The following is a 16,806-nucleotide window of genomic DNA, read 5'->3' on the forward strand; positions in this document are numbered from 1 at the left end:
TGCTGCCCACCATGGAAATCAATCCGATCCTCAACAGCATCAAGGACCTGTCCGAGCGGACCCTGTCGATTCGGGGGTATCTTTGACTACGATCAGAAGCATGATCGCCTGGTCGAAGTAAACCGCGAGCTGGAAGACGCCAGCGTCTGGAACAAGCCCGAGTACGCCCAGGGCCTGGGCCGTGAGCGTGCCATGCTGGCGCAGATCGTCGAGACCATCGACGACCTCACCGGTAGCCTGGCCGACTCCAAAGACTTGCTGGAAATGGCCGCCGAGGAGAGCGACGAGGGCGCGGTCAATGACATCGTCGCCGAAGTCGAGCGCCTGCGCGAAATCCTCGAGAAGCTGGAATTCCGCCGCATGTTCAGCGGCGAGATGGACCCGAACAACTGCTACCTGGACATCCAGGCCGGCTCCGGCGGTACCGAAGCGCAGGACTGGGCCAACATCCTGCTGCGCATGTACCTGCGCTGGGCCGACAAGCGCGGCTTCGACGCCACCATCATCGAACTGTCCGAAGGCGAAGTCGCCGGCATCAAGGGCGCTACCGTGCACATCAAGGGCGAGTACGCCTTCGGCTGGCTGCGCACCGAGATCGGCGTGCACCGCCTGGTGCGCAAGAGCCCGTTCGACTCCGGGGCCCGTCGCCACACCTCGTTCTCGGCGGTGTTCGTGTCGCCCGAGATCGACGACAAGGTCGAGATCGAGATCAACCCGGCCGACCTGCGCATCGACACCTACCGCTCCTCCGGCGCCGGTGGTCAGCACGTCAACACCACCGACTCGGCCGTACGTATCACCCACGTACCGACCAACACCGTGGTGGCCTGCCAGAACGAACGTTCCCAGCACGCCAACAAGGACACCGCCATGAAAATGCTGCGGGCCAAGTTGTACGAGCTGGAGATGATGAAGCGCAACGCCGCCTCGCAGGCGCTGGAAGATTCCAAGTCCGACATCGGCTGGGGGCACCAGATCCGTTCCTACGTGCTCGACGATTCGCGCATCAAGGACCTGCGTACCGGCGTCGAGCGCAGCGACTGCCAGAAGGTCCTCGACGGCGACCTCGACCAGTACCTCGAGGCCAGCCTGAAACAGGGCCTTTGATTCGCACCCGGCGGAGTGAGCGCGGCTCGCTCCGGCCAGTAACCCCTTTGATTTAGATGCCAGGCAGACAGACGACCATGAGCGACCAACAACTCGACCAGCACGAACTGCAACAGGAAGAAAACAAGCTGATTGCCCAGCGCAAAGAGAAGCTTGCTGCCGTCCGTGAGCAGGGCAATGCCTTCCCCAACGATTTCCGCCGCGACAGCCTGTGCGCCGACCTGCAGAAACAGTACGCGGAGAAGACCAAGGAAGAGCTGGAAGCGGCTGCCATTCCGGTCAAGGTCGCCGGGCGTATCATGCTCAACCGTGGCGCCTTCATGGTTATCCAGGACACCTCCGGGCGCCTGCAGGTCTACGTCAACCGCAAGACCCTGCCGGCCGAGCAGCTGGAAGCGGTCAAGCACTTCGACCTGGGCGACATCATCGCCGCCGAGGGCACCCTGGCCCGTTCCGGCAAGGGCGACCTGTACGTCGACATGCTCAACGTGCGCCTGCTGACCAAGTCGCTGCGCCCGCTGCCGGACAAGCACCATGGCCTGACCGACACCGAGCAGCGCTACCGCCAGCGCTACGTCGACCTGATCGTCAACGAGGAGGTGCGTGACACCTTCCGCGTGCGTTCCCAGGTGATCGCGCACATCCGTCGCTTCCTCAACGAGCGCGGTTTCCTCGAAGTGGAAACCCCGATGCTGCAGACCATCCCCGGCGGTGCCGCGGCCAAGCCGTTCGAGACCCACCACAACGCCCTGGACATGGCCATGTTCCTGCGCATTGCGCCGGAGCTGTACCTCAAGCGCCTGGTGGTCGGTGGCTTCGAGAAGGTCTTCGAGATCAACCGCAACTTCCGTAACGAGGGTGTCTCGACCCGGCACAACCCCGAGTTCACCATGCTCGAGTTCTACCAGGCCTACGCCGACTACGAAGACAACATGGACCTGACCGAGGAGCTGTTCCGCGAGCTGGCCCTGGCGGTACTCGGCAGCACCGATGTGCCCTACGGCGACAAGGTGTTCCACTTCGGCGAGCCGTTCGTGCGCCTGTCGGTGTTCGACTCGATTCTCAAGTACAACCCGGACATCAGCGCCGCCGACCTCAACGACATCGACAAGGCCCGCGAGATCGCCAAGAAGGCCGGCGCCAAGGTGCTCGGCTTCGAAGGCCTGGGCAAGCTGCAGGTGATGATTTTCGAGGAGCTGGTCGAGCACAAGCTGGAACAGCCGCACTTCATCACCCGTTACCCGTTCGAAGTCTCGCCGCTGGCCCGTCGCAGCGATGACGATCCGAGTGTTACCGACCGCTTCGAGCTGTTCATCGGTGGAAGGGAAATTGCGAACGCCTACTCCGAGCTGAACGATGCCGAAGACCAGGCTGCGCGCTTCCTGCAGCAGGTGGCCGACAAGGACGCCGGCGACGACGAGGCCATGCACTACGACGCCGACTTCGTCCGCGCCCTGGAATACGGCATGCCGCCGACCGCCGGCGAGGGTATCGGGATTGACCGCCTGGTAATGCTTCTGACCAATTCGCCGTCCATCCGCGATGTGATCCTGTTCCCGCATATGCGTCCGCAGGCTTGATCGCAGGCGCCGGAACGGGCACCGTCGGGCGCTGGGTGGCACATGGCCATCCCGCTGTTTGAAAGCAGGGGTCTGCCGTCAAGGCAGGCCCCTGCTTTTTTCTCTTCAGTCCGTGCGAGGAACGTCCAGCAGTGAACCTCAGCTCCGCCGTGGAATGCCCGGTCCGACTGGCCGGCGAGTTAGCCGAATCCGTGCAGTATCGTGGCCGCAAGGCCAGTCGCCAGGGCAGCGAGCAGCGCCGCCTGAGCATTCTCGAAGCGGCGCTACGCATCATCGTGCGTGAGGGGCTGCGGGGCGTGCGTCACCGCGCGGTGGCGGCAGAGGCGGACGTGCCGTTGTCGGCCACCACCTATTATTTCAACGACATCCAGGACCTGATCGCCGACAGCTTCGCGCTGTTCGTCAAGCGCAGTTCGGCCAGCCTGGCCGCGCTCTGGGCCGGCATGGACGAGGACTTCCGCCGTATTGCCGCCGCCATCAAGCAGGACCCCGGCGCCCGGCGCGAGCTGGTCACCCATTTCATCGACCTGGCGGTGGCCCACGTGCAGGCCAAGATGCGCGCGCGTGACGACGAGTTGCTGATGGAGTTGGCCTTCCGCCAGGAGGCGCTGACCAACCCGCAGTTGCGTCCGCTGTTCCTCGCCCATCAGCAGCTGCGCTTCCGCTTCGCCGAGCGTGCCGTGCGGGCCATGGGCTCCCGGGCGCCGGTCGAGGATGCACAGGTGTTGACGACGCTGGTTTTGCGGATGGAATATCATGCCATTGTCGATGGGGTGGAAGATTTCGACCTGGAGGCCCAGCGCGCCGTGTTGCAGCGCTTTCTGGATCTGGTCGTCGGAGCTTGAGTCCCAGCCCCGCCTCGGCGGGGCTTTTCGTTTGCGGCAGTCGGTCGAACCTCACAAGGAGTGCAAGATGAAAGCCTGGCGCATGGCCATAACCGCCCTCAGCTGCCTGCTGCTGAGCGGTTGCCTGGTGACTTTCAAGGACCCCATTCCGGCCAACGAGGCGGCGCCCATACCGCTGCTCGGTGACTGGGAGCGCAAGGACGAGTGGGGCGACCAGCAGTACCTATCCATCGTGCGCGCCGGCTCCAACCTCTATCGCGCGCGGGCCTGGAGCGATGCCGACGATCAGGCTGTCGAGGAGTACGGTTTCACCGTGGCCCATCACGGCCGCCGCTGGTACATCTCGGCGGGCCTGCCCAAGCGCCTGGGCGCCAACTTCGCCATCGCCGGTTTCGAGCTGACCGCCAAGAACGAACTGGTGATCTACAACCTCGACGTCGAGCGCATCCTCCAGGAAATGGACGGCGGCACCCTGCAGGGGCAGCCGGTGGAAACACCCGACGGCGACGCGGTGCTGGTCACCAGTCCGCTGGACCGGGTGTTCAGCTACCTCGATGACCAGGCCAACGCCGACGTCTTCGTCGAAGTCGCGCGCTACCAGCGCAGCGTCGAATAAGGGCCGCGCATGAGCCGACGCAAGTCCCAGGACGATTATCACGAGATCATCCGCGCCCTCTCCGGGCGCCTGGTCGAGGCGCAGACGCCGATCCGCGTGCTCGACGCGATCAAGTGGGACGACAGCGTGCGCCAGGGCTTTCTCAAGGCCAAGGGCCGCGCGATGCCGGCGGTCGATCGCGCCTACTACGATAGCCGCCCGCTGGCCTTCGATGCGGTGGCGAAGAAACTCGAATTCCAGAACATCGAGCGCGACATCACCCGCCAGCTCGGCCAGTTCAACCCGGTCGGGCAGATCATGCGGCGCATGTGCAAGGAATACCGCATGGTGATCCGCATGCTCGAGGCGCGCGGCACCGCCGATTTCGGTCTGATCTCGCAGGAGCTCTACGGCGCCGCCTCGGACGCCTTCCATGCTGGCGACCCGACCCTGGCCGACCTCGGCCTGATGCTGTCCGACTACCTGAACAACATCGCCGCCCGCGGCGACCTGCATGACGAGCCGAAGAGCCTCACCGCCAAGGACGCCGTGGCCATACTCCAGGAGCGCCTGGCCAAGGTGTTCGGCGACGACACCATTCGCGTGCTGGAGTCCGACGGCATCGTCGCCGACGCCGCCGCCGGCGCCGACTACATCAAGATCCGCAGCGACGCGCTGTTCAACGAACGCGACGTGCGCGCGCTGGAAGTGCACGAGGGCATGGTGCACGTCGGCACCACCCTCAACGGCCTCAATCAGCCGGTATGCACCTTCCTGGCCAAGGGCCCGCCCTCGTCGACCGTGACCCAGGAAGGCCTGGCCATTCTGATGGAGGTGATCGCCTTCGCCTCCTATCCATACCGCCTGCGCAAGCTGACCAACCGCACCCGTGCCATCCACATGGCGGAGGAGGGCGCGGACTTCCTGCAGGTGTTCGAGTTCTACCAGGAGCAGGGCTACGGCCTGGAGGAGAGCTACGGCAACGCCAGCCGGGTGTTCCGCGGCTCCACCCCGGACGGCCTGCCGTTCACCAAGGACCTGTCCTACCTGAAGGGCTTCATCCTGATCTACAACTACATCCAGCTCGCCGTGCGCAAGGGCAAGCTGGAGCAGATCCCGCTGCTGTTCTGCGGCAAGACCACCCTGGAAGACATGCGCACCCTGCGCCAGCTGGTCGACGAGGGCCTGGTGGCGCCGCCCAAGTACCTGCCGCCGCAGTTCCGCGACCTCAATGCACTGGCGGCCTGGATGTGCTTCTCCAACTTCCTGAACCATCTGAGTCTGGATCGCATCGAAGCGGACTACGCCAATATTCTCTAGATCCGCGGCTCCCCTCGCCCACTTGTGGGAGAGGGTAAAAGTGCCCCCTCTCCCCAGCCTCTCCCTTAAACGGGAGAGGGGGCATCGCGCAACCTGCAAGGAACCCCCGCCATGCCCAGCCACAAACTCGACTACGAAATCCTCGGCGCCTCGGCGCAGACCGTGGAGATCATCCTCGACCCGGGCGAGACGGTGATCGCCGAGGCCGGGGTGATGAACTACATGACCGAAGGCATCCGCTTCGAGACACGCATGGGCGATGGCTCGTCCAGTGGCGTGCTGGGCAAGCTGTGGGGCGCCGGCAAGCGCTTGCTCACCGGCGAGTCGCTGTTCATGACCCACTTCAGCAACCAGGGTAAGGGCCAGCAACGGGTCGGCTTCGCCGCGCCCTATCCGGGCACCGTGGTGCCCATCGACCTGAGCCAGGTCGGCGGCAGGTTGATCTGCCAGAAGGACGCCTTTCTCTGCGCTGCGTACGGCACCGAGATCGGCATCAGCTTCAACAAACGCATCGGCGCCGGCTTCTTCGGCGGCGAGGGCTTCATCCTGCAGAAGCTGGAAGGCGACGGTCTGGCCTTCGTGCACGCCGGCGGCACGGTGATCCGCAAGGAGCTGAACAACGAGACCCTGCGCCTGGACACCGGTTGCCTGGTGGCCTTCACCAGCGGTATCGACTACGACATCGGCCTGGCCGGCGGGTTGAAGAGCATGCTGTTCGGCGGCGAAGGCATTCTCCTCGCCACCCTCAAGGGCACAGGTACCGTGTGGGTACAGAGCCTGCCCTTCTCGCGCCTGGCCGAGCGTATCTACGACGCCACTTTCCGGGCCCGCGAGGAAGTGCGCGCCGGCGGCAAGTAGCCGCTGGCGATGTCACGCGCTGCGACATTGCGGACGCGCGGCGCCTCCGGGCAACGGGTAAACTTCCGGCCTTTTGTACAGCGAGCCATTCCCATGAGTGAAGAACGCAACGCCATTCCCCTGATTCTCACCGGTATCGCCAGCATCATCGGCACCATTGCCGTGCTCTGGTACTACGGCTACGTGCATTTCGCCAAGGAGGAGGATGCCCTGCTGCTGGCCGATTTCACCATGCTCAAGACCGTGCCCGGCGAGGACTACAAGGTCTCGCTGAAACCGGCCAATCAGGTGGCGCAGTGCATCGATGGCGTGCTGGTGCTGTTCGATACCCAGCAGAAGGGCCTGACCGGCGTGCTGGTGGACAGCAAGAAGCAGGCCGTGCGCTGCATGGGCGAGGAAACCCCGCAGGCGCCTCAGCAGTAAAGCCTGGCCTGGCGCCATGCTGATCGAGGTCGTGCACGGCGATATCACCGCTCTGGCGCTGGATGCCATCGTCAACGCTGCCAACAGTTCCTTGCTCGGTGGTGGCGGGGTCGACGGTGCCATCCACCGCGCCGCCGGCCCCGAGTTGCTGGCCAGCTGCCGCGCCCTTGGCGGTTGCCCCACCGGCGAGGCGCGTATTACTCCGGGCTTTCGACTGCCGGCCCGCTGGGTGATCCACACGGTCGGCCCGGTCTGGCACGGCGGCCAGCGCGGAGAGCCGGAGCGGCTGGCGGCCTGCTACCGCAACAGTCTGGCGCTGGCCGAGGCGCATCGCCTGGCCGATATCGCCTTTCCCGCCATCAGTTGCGGCGTTTATGGCTATCCCCTGGAGGCGGCGGCCCAGATTGCCGTGAGCGAGCTGCGTCGTCCGCGTCCCCCGGGTAGCAGCCTGCGGCGCGCGCTGCTGGTCGCCTTCTCCGCAGACATGGCTGAGCATTATCGGCGCCTGCTCTAGCGGCCTGCCTGGCTGCCGGGATCAGCGCGACCAGCGATCAGTGCTTGGCGCCGTCCTGTTGCGCGCACAGCTCCTGCAGGTAGCGGCGAGACAGGGCGAGGAAGCGTGGCGTGGGGCCAATGTCTTCATATAGCGGGTCGCCCTGTTCGTCGGTGGCCACCACCTTACTGCCCTTGACGTAGGGGAGGCTGGCTTCCAGTTCCTCCAGGGCGGCGCCGATCAGCTCGCCGAGCAGTTCCTCGGCATTGCGCTTGGGGTACATCTCGCACAGTGCCGCCAGGCGCGCGGCGGATTCCAGGTCGAGATGGATCTGGTAGGTGTTGCGGGTCAGGCGACCCTTGGCGTTCTGCTCCCAATGGCGGGCGAGTTCACGGATCTTCATATACACCTCGTCATGCCCATTCGTGGTGGGCGGTGGTCTGGCCGCACGCTGTAGGCGCCGGCCCACGGGGCTTGTGCCCCCGGTCTGTTCAGCCTAGCTTGCCCTGGCAGTGGTCATGGCCATCCGTCGTGTGCTTGTAAGAACGAGTCGCTCTGTGCAAGCTGAAGGCTCTATCCCTGGGCGGAGAGGGCGGTCATGGCGGAAATCGATGCGCGTCTGCGCGAAGAGGTTCACCTGCTCGGCGAGCTGCTCGGCGACTGTGTTCGCAACCAGCGCGGCGAGGCCTTCCTGGCCAAGGTCGAACAGATCCGCCAGGGGGCCAAGGCCGGGCGCCAGGGCTCGGCCGCCGGCGACCGACAGCTGCGCGAGACGCTGGCCGCGCTCGGCGATGACGAGCTGTTGCCGGTGGCGCGGGCCTTCAATCAGTTTCTCAACCTGGCCAATATTGCCGAGCAGTATCACCGCATCCGCCGGCGTCGGCCGGACGAGGCGCAACCCTTCGATGACCGAGTGCTGGCCGAGCTGCTGCAACGCCTGGTGGCGGATGGGCACAAGCCCGAGCAGCTGGCGCGCCAGCTGGGCCGCCTGGATATCGAACTGGTGCTCACCGCGCACCCCACCGAAGTGGCGCGGCGCACCCTGATCCAGAAATACGACGCCATGACCGCGCAGCTGGCCGCCCTCGACCACGGCGACCTGCTTCCAGTCGAGCGCGACGAGGTGCAACTCAAGTTGCAGCGATTGATCGCCGAGGCCTGGCATACCGAGGAAATTCGGCGCAACCGCCCCAGCCCGGTCGACGAGGCCAAGTGGGGCTTCGCGGTGATCGAGCATTCGCTGTGGCAGGCCGTGCCGAACTTCCTGCGCAAGGCTGACCGCGCCCTGCAGGCGGCGTGCGGCCTGCGCCTGCCGCTGGAGGCGGCGCCGGTGCGCTTCGCCTCCTGGATGGGCGGCGACCGTGACGGCAATCCCAACGTCACCGCCAGCGTTACCCGCGAGGTACTGCTGCTGGCGCGCTGGATGGCGGCCGATCTGTACCTGCGCGACGTCGAGCGGCTGGCGGCCGAGCTGTCGATGCAGCAGGCCAGTGATGAGCTGCGCCTGCGCGTTGGCGTACACCCGGAGCCCTATCGCGCCGTGCTCAAGCAGCTGCGCGAGCGCCTGCGCGCCACCCGTGCCTGGGCCGAGGCCGCCCTTCGCGAGGAGATCGCGCCGGGTGCCGAAGTGCTGCACGACAATCGCGAACTGCTCGAGCCGCTGGAGCTTTGCTACCACTCGCTGCATGCCTGCGGCATGGGCGTGATCGCCGAGGGCGAGTTGCTCGACTGCCTGCGCCGCGCCGCCTGCTTCGGCCTGTTCCTGGTGCGCCTGGACGTGCGCCAGGACGCCGCCCGGCATGCCGCCGCCATGGCCGAGATCACCGATTACCTCGGCTTGGGCAACTACGCCGAATGGGACGAGGAGCGGCGCATCGAGTTTCTCCTGCGCGAGCTGGACAATCGCCGCCCGTTGCTGCCGGCGCAGCACCGGCCCTCGGCCGAGACCGCCGAAGTGCTGGCGACCTGCCGGGTGATCGCCGCGGCACCGGCCGCCTCGCTCGGTACCTATGTCATCTCCATGGCCGGTGCACCTTCCGATGTGCTGGCGGTGCAACTGCTTTTGAAGGAAGCCGGCCTGCAGCGGCCGATGCGGGTTGCACCTTTGTTCGAGACCCTGGCCGACCTGGATAATGCCGGCCCGGCCATCGACCGCCTGCTCGGCCTGCACGGCTACCGTGCGCGCCTGCATGGCCCGCAGGAAGTGATGATCGGCTACTCCGACTCGGCCAAGGATGCCGGCACCGTGGCCGCCGCCTGGGCCCAGTACCGCGCCCAGGAGACCCTGGTGGAGGTCTGCCGCCGGCACGAGGTGGAGTTGCTGCTGTTCCACGGCCGCGGCGGTACGGTCGGTCGCGGTGGCGGTCCGGCCCATGCGGCCATCCTGTCGCAACCGCCGGGCTCGGTGAACGGGCGCTTCCGCACCACCGAGCAGGGCGAAATGATCCGTTTCAAATTCGGTCTGCCGGCGCTGGCCGAGCAGAACCTCAACCTGTACCTGGCCGCCGTGCTGGAAGCCACCCTGCAGCCGCCGCCCGCGCCCGAGCCGGCCTGGCGCGAGGCCATGGAGCGGCTGGCCGGGGAGGGCGTGGCCGCCTATCGCGCGGTGGTGCGCGACAATCCGCGATTCGTCGAGTACTTCCGCCAGGCCACGCCGGAGCAGGAGCTGGGGCGCCTGCCGCTCGGCAGTCGCCCGGCCAAGCGCCGCGCCGGCGGCATCGAAAGCCTGCGCGCCATTCCGTGGATCTTTGCCTGGACCCAGACCCGCCTGATGCTGCCGGCCTGGCTGGGCTGGGAGAGCGCACTGGGCAACGCCATGCAGCGCGGCGAGCAGGCGCTGCTGGAGGATATGCGCGAGCGCTGGCCATTCTTCCGCACGCGCATCGACATGCTGGAGATGGTACTGGCCAAGACCGACCTGGCGATTGCCGAGCTATATGACGAGCGCCTGGTGACGGACGAGCTGCGACCGCTGGGGGCGCATTTACGCGACCTATTGTCGCAGTGCCGCACTCTGGTACTCGCCCTGACTCATCAGTCCGAGCTGCTCACCCACAGCCCGGAGACCCGTGAGGCGATTACCGTGCGCAACATCTACCTGGACCCGCTGCACCTGCTGCAGGCCGAGCTCCTGGCCCGTTGCAGGCTGCGCGAGAGCCCGGTGGACAGCCCTCTGGAACAGGCTTTACTGGTCAGTGTGGCGGGTATCGCGGCGGGGCTGCGCAACACCGGCTGAGGCCCCGCCGCCTCCGACTTTCGGTGGCTTGTGCAGCCTTGATGCGCTGTGTATCGTGGCCATCCTTTCGCCGCTCAGTGACGCGGAAACCCAATTAACGAGATTGGCCCCATGAGGCGAGTCCGACGACTTTTCTGTCTTATTTTTTGAGGAGCACTTCGATGCGCGTGATTCTGCTGGGGGCGCCCGGTGCCGGTAAAGGTACCCAGGCTGGCTTCATCACCAAGAAGTTCGGTATTCCGCAGATCTCCACCGGTGACATGCTGCGCGCCGCCGTCAAGGCCGGCACCGAGCTGGGCCTGCAGGCCAAGAGCGTGATGGACGCCGGTGGTCTGGTCTCCGACGACCTGATCATCAACCTGGTCAAGGAGCGCATCGCCCAGCCGGATTGCGCCAACGGCTTCCTGTTCGACGGCTTCCCGCGCACCATTCCCCAGGCTGAGGCCATGAAGGAAGCTGGCGTGAGTATCGACAACGTGGTCGAGATCGCTGTCGACGACGAAGAAATCGTCCAGCGCATCGCCGGCCGCCGGGTGCACGAGGCCAGCGGCCGCGTCTACCACGTCGTGTACAACCCGCCGAAGGTCGAGGGCAAGGACGATGTGACCGGTGAAGAACTGGTCCAGCGCAAGGACGACACCGAGGAGACCGTGCGTCACCGCCTGTCCGTCTACCACTCGCAGACCAAACCGCTGGTGGACTTCTATCAGAAGCTGTCCGCCGCCGAAGGCACGCCGAAGTACAGCGCCATCGCCGGCGTTGGCTCGGTGGACGAGATCACCGCCAAGGTGCTCGAAGCCCTCAGCTGATCGGCTGATCGCTCTGTCCAACGGCCCGCTATTGCGGGCCGTTGGCGTTTATAATGCCGCCCTTTGTCTGCCTGACCGGATACCTCGATGACCACTCTGCTGGCCCTGGATACCGCCACCGAAGCCTGCTCGGTCGCCCTGCTGCACGACGGCAAGGTGCTCAGCCACTACGAAGTGGCGCCGCGCCTGCACGCTCAGCGCCTGTTGCCGATGATCCAGGAGCTGCTCGGCGAAGCCGGTCTGGCCCTGTCGGCGGTGGATGCCATCGCTTTCGGTCGCGGTCCCGGTGCCTTCACCGGCGTGCGTATCGCCATCGGCGTGGTCCAGGGCCTGGCCTTCGCCCTCGACAGGCCGGTACTGCCGGTCTCCAACCTGGCCGTGCTGGCGCAGCGCGCTCTGCGCGAGCACGGCGCGCAGCAGGTCGCTGCCGCCATCGATGCGCGCATGGACGAGGTCTACTGGGGCTGCTATGCCGCCGAGCAGGGCGAGATGTGCCTGCAGGGGCTCGAGGCCGTGCTGGCGCCCGAACTGGCGCAGCTGCCGCGCGGTGCCAGCGGCGACTGGTTCGCCGCTGGCACCGGCTGGGGCACCTATGGCGCGCGCATCGCGCTGCAGCCCTGCGGCAGTGAGCCAGCCATGTTGCCGCATGCGCAGGATCTGCTCAGCCTGGCCACTTTCGCCTGGGCGCGTGGCGAGGCCTTGCCGGCCGACCAGGCGCAGCCTGTTTACCTGCGCGACAACGTGGCGACACCCAAGCAGCCGGTCTGAGGTGGCCTGCCATCTGCCGGCTGGCGCCGGGAAATTGCCATTTGTATCCGTCGCCGCTACATTGCTTTCCACGTCTACCGAGCAGTAACCGATGCGTATCGACGGCCTCTCTTCTTCCTATTCGCTGGATCGCAGCCCCCGCCCGGGCAGTGCGGTCACGCCCTTGCGCGAAAGCCAGCGCGAGGTCGAGGAACGTCGCGAGCAGCCGGCATCGCCGTCCGCTACCCAGGGCTACGAGCAACTGGCCCAGCCGCGCCGGGTGCAGGCCGGCAATGCCAGCAGCGACAGCCTGCCGGCGCGCTACCAGGATGGCTTCGCCCAGCAGCGTGGCCTCAGCGCCAAGGCCAACCAGGCCCTGGCCGCCTACGGCAATACCGCCGGATTCACCGAAGAGCGCGATGCCAGCGAAGTCCTGGGTCTAGACCTCTACGCCTGATGCTGCCCTACTTCATCGGCTGCCCGTCGTGGAACGAGCCGGCCTGGCGCGGCAGCTTCTATCCCGCCGCTCTGCGTCCCGCCGAGACCCTGGCCCACTATTGCGCGACCTTCAACGCGGTCGAGGGCAATACCACCTTCTATGCCCGTCCTACGGCGCAGACTGTGCAGCGCTGGGCCGAGCAGATGCCCGCTGCCTTCCGCTTCTGCGCCAAGCTGCCGCGCGATATCAGCCACGGCGGCGATCTGCGCGAGCATTTTGCCGCCACGGTGGATTTCCTGCGGCTGCTGGCACCGCTGGGCGAGCGGGTGGCGCCGCTCTGGCTGCAGTTGCCGGCCAGCTTCGGCCCGGAGCGATTGGGCGAGCTGCTGGCCTGGCTGGACGAATTCACCGACCGTGCCATCGCCGTGGAGCTGCGTCATCCGCTCTTCTTTGCCCGCGGCGAGGAGGAGCGCCTGCTCAATCGCGAGCTGCAGGCTCGCGCCGTGGAGCGTATCTGCCTGGACTCACGGGCGCTGTTTGCCTGCACCTCGCGTGATCCGGCGGTGCTGCATGCCCAGGCGAAGAAGCCGCGCCTGCCGCTGCGCCCGACTGCTTTCAGCGCCAGCCCGCAGCTGCGTTTCGTCGGCGGCCCGGACCTCGAGGCCAATCAGGCCTTTCTCGAGCCCTGGCTGGACAAGGTGGCGGACTGGATAGGGCAGGGCCTGACGCCCCATGTGTTCCTGCATACCCCGGACAATCAGCTGGCCGCAGCACAGGCGCTGCGTTTCCATCGTGCGCTGATGCAGCGCCTGCCTGGCTTGCCGGCGCTGGCGCGGTCCGAGCCTGAAGTGGAGCAGTTGGGGCTGATCTAGCGCCGCGCCAGCAGCAGGTCGGCGGCCTGGCCGCTGCGGCCGTCGGCGAACTCGAAGCGGCCTAGCTGGGCGATCTCGTCGTAGGCGCCCAGGGCGATCTTGACGTCGCGCGCGCCCAGTTCGATGGCGGCGACCCCGGCCCGGCCCAGGCTCTGGCTGTGCTGGCGGCCCTCGGCGTCGAAGCGCAGCAGGCGCAGGCGTTCGAACACCGCGTCCTGGGCGTCGATGCGGCCATCGTCGTTGTCGTCATACTTGGCCAGTTCGGCGAAGCCGCTGGCGGCGCCGTTCTGGTCGCCGAACAGCTCGCGGCCGTCATCGATGCGGCCGTTGCCGTTGCGATCCAGGGCCAGCAGGGCGTCGTCGCCGCTGGGCGCGCTGATGCGGTCGCTGCGGCCGTCGGCGTCCAGGTCGAAGCGCACGGTATCGTCCAGGCCGCGGGTGGCGAAGCCGTTGCCGGCCAGGTCGAGCACCAGCGGGTCGGTTTTCTGTGGCTGCGGGTTGGCGGTCACGTTCAGCTCCAGCTCGCGCTGCTGCAGCACCTGCTGGAAGCTGGCGGCCTGGGCGGCGGCATCCGCCGGGGCCTGTGCTGCGGGCGGGGCGCTGCGCGCTTCCTCGATCTCGGCGGCTGCCGCCTCGGGCGCGGGCTGCTCGCCCTTGGGCATCAGGGTGCGGCGCAGGATCTGGTAGTCGAGGGAGTCGCGCAGGCCGGCGTCGAGCTGCTTGTCCAGCGCGGACGGGCGTGGGGCGGAAAGGGCATCGAACATGCGGGAACTCGGTGCGGTCGCCGTGGGCCGCGTCTGGCAGAATAGGGCACAGTCCTATATCGGCCTGGTGCCGCGTCTTTTGAGCGTTTTTTGAGCATATTTCCTGATGAGCGACGAACGGCCTATAACCAGAATCCGGGTCGAGGCCCTGCATCCGGCCCTGTCCGCCGAGGCTGCGCAGTGGGCCGCGCGCCTGGGGCTGCCGCTGGCCGGTCAGGCCGAGTTCGCCCTGCAGCTGGGCGAGCAGGGCCTGCAGCTGGCCGAGCTGGGCCCGCAGGCGCCGGGACCGATCCGGGTGGATTTCGTCGAGGGGGCCGTGGCCCATCGCCGGCTCTATGGCGGCGGCAGCGGGCAGATGATCGCCAAGGCGGTCGGCGTGCAGCCGGGCGTGCGCCCGCGCGTGCTGGACGCCACTGCCGGCCTGGGGCGCGACGCCTTCGTCCTGGCCAGCCTGGGCTGTGCCGTGACCCTCAGTGAGCGCCAGCCGATCATCGCCGCGCTGCTCGAGGATGGCCTGGCGCGCGCGCAGCGGGATGCCGAGGTGGCGCCCATCGCCGCGCAGATGCGCCTGCTGCAGGGCAATGCCATCGAGCTGATGCGCGACTGGCAGGGCGAGCCGCCGCAGGTGATCTACCTCGATCCGATGTTCCCGCACCGCGACAAGAGCGCGCTGGTGAAGAAGGAAATGCGCCTGTTCCGCCCGCTGGTGGGCGATGACCTGGATGCCCCGGCGCTGCTACAGGCGGCGCTGGCCCTGGCCAGCCACCGGGTGGTGGTCAAGCGCCCGCGCAAGGCGCCGATCATTGAGGGTGCCAAGCCCAGCTATGCGCTGGAAGGCAAGTCCAGTCGCTACGACATCTACCCCAAGAAGGCGCTCAAGCCTCAGGGCTGATAGGCGCGCACGAACAAGCGCACCACTTCCTGCACATGCTCCTCGGCCTGCGCCGCGCTGGGCGGGGCCACCACGCCGATCATCAGGCGGAAGTGGCTGCCGCCCTTGATCAGGCAGAAGAAGTGCTCGGCGGCGTGCTGCGGGTTGTCGACCTGCAGCTGGCCGCGCGCGTTGGCCTGTTCCAGCAGGTGCTGCATGGCGTCGATCACGCGCTGCGGACCGGCGTTGAAGAACAGCTGCGACAACTGCGGGTTCTGTGCGCCCTGAGCCACCATCAGGCGGTGCATGGACAGCGACTCCTCGCTGTTGATCAGCGCATTGAAGCCGCGGCCGATGGCCAGCAGGGCCTGTTCGATGCTGCTGTCCGGGCGCAGTTCGAAGAACAGCGGTGGCAACTGTTCCGCACACTTGGATTCCACCGCGCAGGCGAACAGCGTCTCCTTGTCGGTGAAATGGCTGTACACCGTGAGCTTGGAGACCCCGGCCTCGGCGGCAATGGCGTCCATACTGCTGCCGTCGTAGCCGTTCTGCATGAACAGGCGCTTGGCCGCTTCGAGAATGGCCAGGCGCTTGGCCGGGTCCTTGGGACGTCCGGGGCCACCGGCGGGCGGAAAAGATTTGTCGGACATTTGGCTTTTTAATACTGGACTGGTGAGTACGCTATTTTTACTATACCGCTCAGTATAAGTATTCCAAGCATCTTTTTGCGAAAGGTCGCCATCATGCTCCGTCATGCCTTGTCCCTCGCTGTGCCGCTGTCGCTGATCTCCCTGCTGGTTGCCTGTGGCAACGGTGAAACCGTCGAGGCGCCGGCCCGCCCGGCCATGGTGGTGCAGCCGCTGCCGGCGGCGGACGCGGTGGATACCTACCCCGGTGAAGTACGCGCGCGCTTCGAGCCGGAGCTGGCCTTCCGCATTGGGGGCAAGATCGCCAAGCGCCTGGTGGACGCCGGCGACCGGGTGCGCAAGGACCAGCCGCTGGCGGAACTGGACCCGCAGGACGTCAAGCTGCAGCTGGAGGCCGCCCGCGCCCAGCTCAACGCCGCCGAGGCCAACCTCAAGCTGGTGCGTTCCGAGCGCGACCGCTACAAGACCCTGCTGGCCCGCCAGCTGATCAGCCAGTCGCAGTTCGACACGGTGGAGAACCAGTACCGTGCCGGCGAGGCGCGGGTGAAGCAGATCAAGGCCGAGTTCGACGTGGCCAGCAACCAGGCCGGCTACTCGGTGCTGCGTGCCTCCCAGGACGGCCTGATCGCCCGTCGCCTGGGCGAGGTGGGCCAGGTGGTGGCCGCCGGCCAGACCGTGTTTACCCTGGCTGCCGACGGCGAGCGCGAAGTGCTGATCAGCGTGCCCGAGCATGCCCTGGAGCGCTTCCGCATCGGTCAGGAAGTCAGCATCGAGCTGTGGTCGCAACCGGACAAGCAGTTCCCCGGGCGCATCCGCGAGCTGTCGCCGGCCGCTGACGCGCAGTCGCGCACCTTCGCCGCGCGTGTGACTTTCAGCGATCCCAAGGTCAAGGCCGAGGTAGGGCAGAGCGCCCGTGTCTCGATCACCGCTGACGGCGAGGTACCGCTGTCGGTGCCGCTGTCCGCGCTCAGCGCGGAGAAGGGCAAGCCCTTCGTCTGGATCATCGATCCCAAGGAGTCCAAGGCCGTGCGCACCCCGGTGCGGGTCGGCGCCTACGGCCAGGAGCGCGTGTCGATCCTGGAGGGCCTGAAGGAGAGCGACTGGGTGGTGGCTGCCGGTGTGCACGTGCTGCTCGACGGGCAGAAGGTGCGTCCGGTGGACCGCGACAACCGCGTGGTTGCGCTGGTCGGCAAGGAGTAAG

The 16,806-nt window shown here is 66.8% G+C and carries 18 protein-coding genes; 15 read left to right on the top strand and 3 right to left on the bottom strand.

Annotated elements, in window-relative coordinates:
- The first annotated feature begins 11 nt into the window (after window positions 1-11).
- From prfB to PA6_RS11960, 8 genes are all read left to right on the top strand, one after another.
- A protein-coding gene (gene prfB / locus PA6_RS11925; RefSeq protein WP_115287945.1) for a peptide chain release factor 2 occupies window positions 12-1,107 on the top strand; the annotation gives its coding sequence in 2 pieces (ribosomal slippage) (window positions 12-83 and window positions 85-1,107; 1,095 coding nt in all).
- A gap of 77 nt (window positions 1,108-1,184) precedes the next feature.
- Window positions 1,185-2,687: a lysine--tRNA ligase gene (gene lysS, locus PA6_RS11930; RefSeq protein ID WP_021701177.1), complete on the top strand. Its 1,503-nt coding sequence runs from the start codon at window positions 1,185-1,187 to the stop codon at window positions 2,685-2,687.
- Window positions 2,688-2,818: 131 nt separating this feature from the next.
- Window positions 2,819-3,532: a TetR/AcrR family transcriptional regulator gene (locus PA6_RS11935; RefSeq protein WP_021701178.1), complete on the top strand. Its 714-nt coding sequence runs from the start codon at window positions 2,819-2,821 to the stop codon at window positions 3,530-3,532.
- Between the two features lie 67 nt (window positions 3,533-3,599).
- Window positions 3,600-4,148: a hypothetical protein gene (locus PA6_RS11940; RefSeq protein WP_021701179.1), complete on the top strand. Its 549-nt coding sequence runs from the start codon at window positions 3,600-3,602 to the stop codon at window positions 4,146-4,148.
- 9 nt (window positions 4,149-4,157) lie between these two features.
- Window positions 4,158-5,447 (top strand): flavohemoglobin expression-modulating QEGLA motif protein, encoded by a 1,290-nt coding sequence (locus PA6_RS11945; RefSeq protein WP_021701180.1) that lies wholly within the window; start codon window positions 4,158-4,160, stop codon window positions 5,445-5,447.
- Window positions 5,448-5,558: 111 nt separating this feature from the next.
- Complete coding sequence (locus tag PA6_RS11950; RefSeq protein WP_021701181.1) at window positions 5,559-6,305, top strand: TIGR00266 family protein; 747 nt, start codon at window positions 5,559-5,561, stop codon at window positions 6,303-6,305.
- Between the two features lie 93 nt (window positions 6,306-6,398).
- Window positions 6,399-6,728 (top strand): hypothetical protein, encoded by a 330-nt coding sequence (locus tag PA6_RS11955; RefSeq protein ID WP_021701182.1) that lies wholly within the window; start codon window positions 6,399-6,401, stop codon window positions 6,726-6,728.
- A gap of 16 nt (window positions 6,729-6,744) precedes the next feature.
- Window positions 6,745-7,242, top strand: coding sequence for an O-acetyl-ADP-ribose deacetylase (locus tag PA6_RS11960; RefSeq protein WP_021701183.1), 498 nt, complete (start codon window positions 6,745-6,747; stop codon window positions 7,240-7,242).
- Between the two features lie 37 nt (window positions 7,243-7,279).
- Here PA6_RS11960 and PA6_RS11965 read toward each other — a convergent pair whose 3' ends face one another.
- Window positions 7,280-7,624, bottom strand: coding sequence for a hypothetical protein (locus PA6_RS11965; RefSeq protein WP_021701184.1), 345 nt, complete (start codon window positions 7,622-7,624; stop codon window positions 7,280-7,282).
- Between the two features lie 195 nt (window positions 7,625-7,819).
- Here PA6_RS11965 and ppc point away from each other — a divergent pair, with 195 nt between their 5' ends.
- From ppc to PA6_RS11990, 5 genes are all read left to right on the top strand, one after another.
- Window positions 7,820-10,456 (top strand): phosphoenolpyruvate carboxylase, encoded by a 2,637-nt coding sequence (gene ppc / locus PA6_RS11970; RefSeq protein WP_021701185.1) that lies wholly within the window; start codon window positions 7,820-7,822, stop codon window positions 10,454-10,456.
- A gap of 161 nt (window positions 10,457-10,617) precedes the next feature.
- Window positions 10,618-11,265 carry an adenylate kinase gene (adk, locus tag PA6_RS11975; protein WP_021701186.1) on the top strand — a complete coding sequence of 216 codons (648 nt, stop codon included), beginning with the start codon at window positions 10,618-10,620 and terminating at the stop codon, window positions 11,263-11,265.
- Window positions 11,266-11,352: 87 nt separating this feature from the next.
- Window positions 11,353-12,033 carry a tRNA (adenosine(37)-N6)-threonylcarbamoyltransferase complex dimerization subunit type 1 TsaB gene (tsaB, locus tag PA6_RS11980; protein WP_021701187.1) on the top strand — a complete coding sequence of 227 codons (681 nt, stop codon included), beginning with the start codon at window positions 11,353-11,355 and terminating at the stop codon, window positions 12,031-12,033.
- Window positions 12,034-12,124: 91 nt separating this feature from the next.
- Window positions 12,125-12,469 carry a hypothetical protein gene (locus tag PA6_RS11985; RefSeq protein WP_021701188.1) on the top strand — a complete coding sequence of 115 codons (345 nt, stop codon included), beginning with the start codon at window positions 12,125-12,127 and terminating at the stop codon, window positions 12,467-12,469.
- Window positions 12,469-13,323 (top strand): DUF72 domain-containing protein, encoded by an 855-nt coding sequence (locus tag PA6_RS11990; RefSeq protein ID WP_021701189.1) that lies wholly within the window; start codon window positions 12,469-12,471, stop codon window positions 13,321-13,323. Before PA6_RS11985 ends, PA6_RS11990 begins: the two co-directional genes overlap by 1 nt.
- Here the strand turns inward: PA6_RS11990 and PA6_RS22505 are convergent.
- Entirely contained in the window at window positions 13,320-14,087 is a 768-nt protein-coding gene (locus PA6_RS22505) for a hypothetical protein (protein ID WP_021701190.1), read from the bottom strand. The two genes, PA6_RS11990 and PA6_RS22505, sit on opposite strands and share 4 nt — an antisense overlap.
- Before the next feature lie 106 nt (window positions 14,088-14,193).
- Here PA6_RS22505 and PA6_RS12000 point away from each other — a divergent pair, with 106 nt between their 5' ends.
- Window positions 14,194-14,979: a class I SAM-dependent methyltransferase gene (locus tag PA6_RS12000; RefSeq protein ID WP_021701191.1), complete on the top strand. Its 786-nt coding sequence runs from the start codon at window positions 14,194-14,196 to the stop codon at window positions 14,977-14,979.
- Here the strand turns inward: PA6_RS12000 and PA6_RS12005 are convergent.
- Window positions 14,970-15,608: a TetR/AcrR family transcriptional regulator gene (locus tag PA6_RS12005; protein WP_021701192.1), complete on the bottom strand. Its 639-nt coding sequence runs from the start codon at window positions 15,606-15,608 to the stop codon at window positions 14,970-14,972. The genes PA6_RS12000 and PA6_RS12005 overlap by 10 nt on opposite strands.
- Before the next feature lie 93 nt (window positions 15,609-15,701).
- On the opposite strand from PA6_RS12005, the gene PA6_RS12010 reads away from it, so the two are divergent.
- On the top strand, window positions 15,702-16,805 hold the full coding sequence (locus PA6_RS12010; protein ID WP_021701193.1) for an efflux RND transporter periplasmic adaptor subunit: 1,104 nt from the start codon (window positions 15,702-15,704) through the stop codon (window positions 16,803-16,805).
- Window position 16,806: the final 1 nt, after the last annotated feature.

Source organism: Aquipseudomonas alcaligenes NBRC 14159, from assembly GCF_000467105.1.
In the GTDB taxonomy this organism is placed as follows: Bacteria; Pseudomonadota; Gammaproteobacteria; order Pseudomonadales; family Pseudomonadaceae; genus Aquipseudomonas; species Aquipseudomonas alcaligenes.

Excerpts from the sequence above, each read along its gene's own strand:
- PA6_RS11945 (WP_021701180.1), top strand. The coding sequence starts at position 4,158 with ATGAGCCGACGCAAGTCCCAGGACGATTATCACGAGATCATCCGCGCC.
- PA6_RS12005 (WP_021701192.1), bottom strand. The coding sequence starts at position 15,608 with ATGTCCGACAAATCTTTTCCGCCCGCCGGTGGCCCCGGACGTCCCAAG.
- PA6_RS11955 (WP_021701182.1), top strand. The coding sequence starts at position 6,399 with ATGAGTGAAGAACGCAACGCCATTCCCCTGATTCTCACCGGTATCGCC.
- PA6_RS12010 (WP_021701193.1), top strand. The coding sequence starts at position 15,702 with ATGCTCCGTCATGCCTTGTCCCTCGCTGTGCCGCTGTCGCTGATCTCC.
- PA6_RS11960 (WP_021701183.1), top strand. The coding sequence starts at position 6,745 with ATGCTGATCGAGGTCGTGCACGGCGATATCACCGCTCTGGCGCTGGAT.
- PA6_RS11965 (WP_021701184.1), bottom strand. The coding sequence starts at position 7,624 with ATGAAGATCCGTGAACTCGCCCGCCATTGGGAGCAGAACGCCAAGGGT.
- PA6_RS11950 (WP_021701181.1), top strand. The coding sequence starts at position 5,559 with ATGCCCAGCCACAAACTCGACTACGAAATCCTCGGCGCCTCGGCGCAG.
- PA6_RS11990 (WP_021701189.1), top strand. The coding sequence starts at position 12,469 with ATGCTGCCCTACTTCATCGGCTGCCCGTCGTGGAACGAGCCGGCCTGG.
- adk (WP_021701186.1), top strand. The coding sequence starts at position 10,618 with ATGCGCGTGATTCTGCTGGGGGCGCCCGGTGCCGGTAAAGGTACCCAG.
- PA6_RS11985 (WP_021701188.1), top strand. The coding sequence starts at position 12,125 with ATGCGTATCGACGGCCTCTCTTCTTCCTATTCGCTGGATCGCAGCCCC.
- ppc (WP_021701185.1), top strand. The coding sequence starts at position 7,820 with ATGGCGGAAATCGATGCGCGTCTGCGCGAAGAGGTTCACCTGCTCGGC.
- PA6_RS22505 (WP_021701190.1), bottom strand. The coding sequence starts at position 14,087 with ATGTTCGATGCCCTTTCCGCCCCACGCCCGTCCGCGCTGGACAAGCAG.
- lysS (WP_021701177.1), top strand. The coding sequence starts at position 1,185 with ATGAGCGACCAACAACTCGACCAGCACGAACTGCAACAGGAAGAAAAC.
- tsaB (WP_021701187.1), top strand. The coding sequence starts at position 11,353 with ATGACCACTCTGCTGGCCCTGGATACCGCCACCGAAGCCTGCTCGGTC.
- PA6_RS12000 (WP_021701191.1), top strand. The coding sequence starts at position 14,194 with ATGAGCGACGAACGGCCTATAACCAGAATCCGGGTCGAGGCCCTGCAT.
- PA6_RS11940 (WP_021701179.1), top strand. The coding sequence starts at position 3,600 with ATGAAAGCCTGGCGCATGGCCATAACCGCCCTCAGCTGCCTGCTGCTG.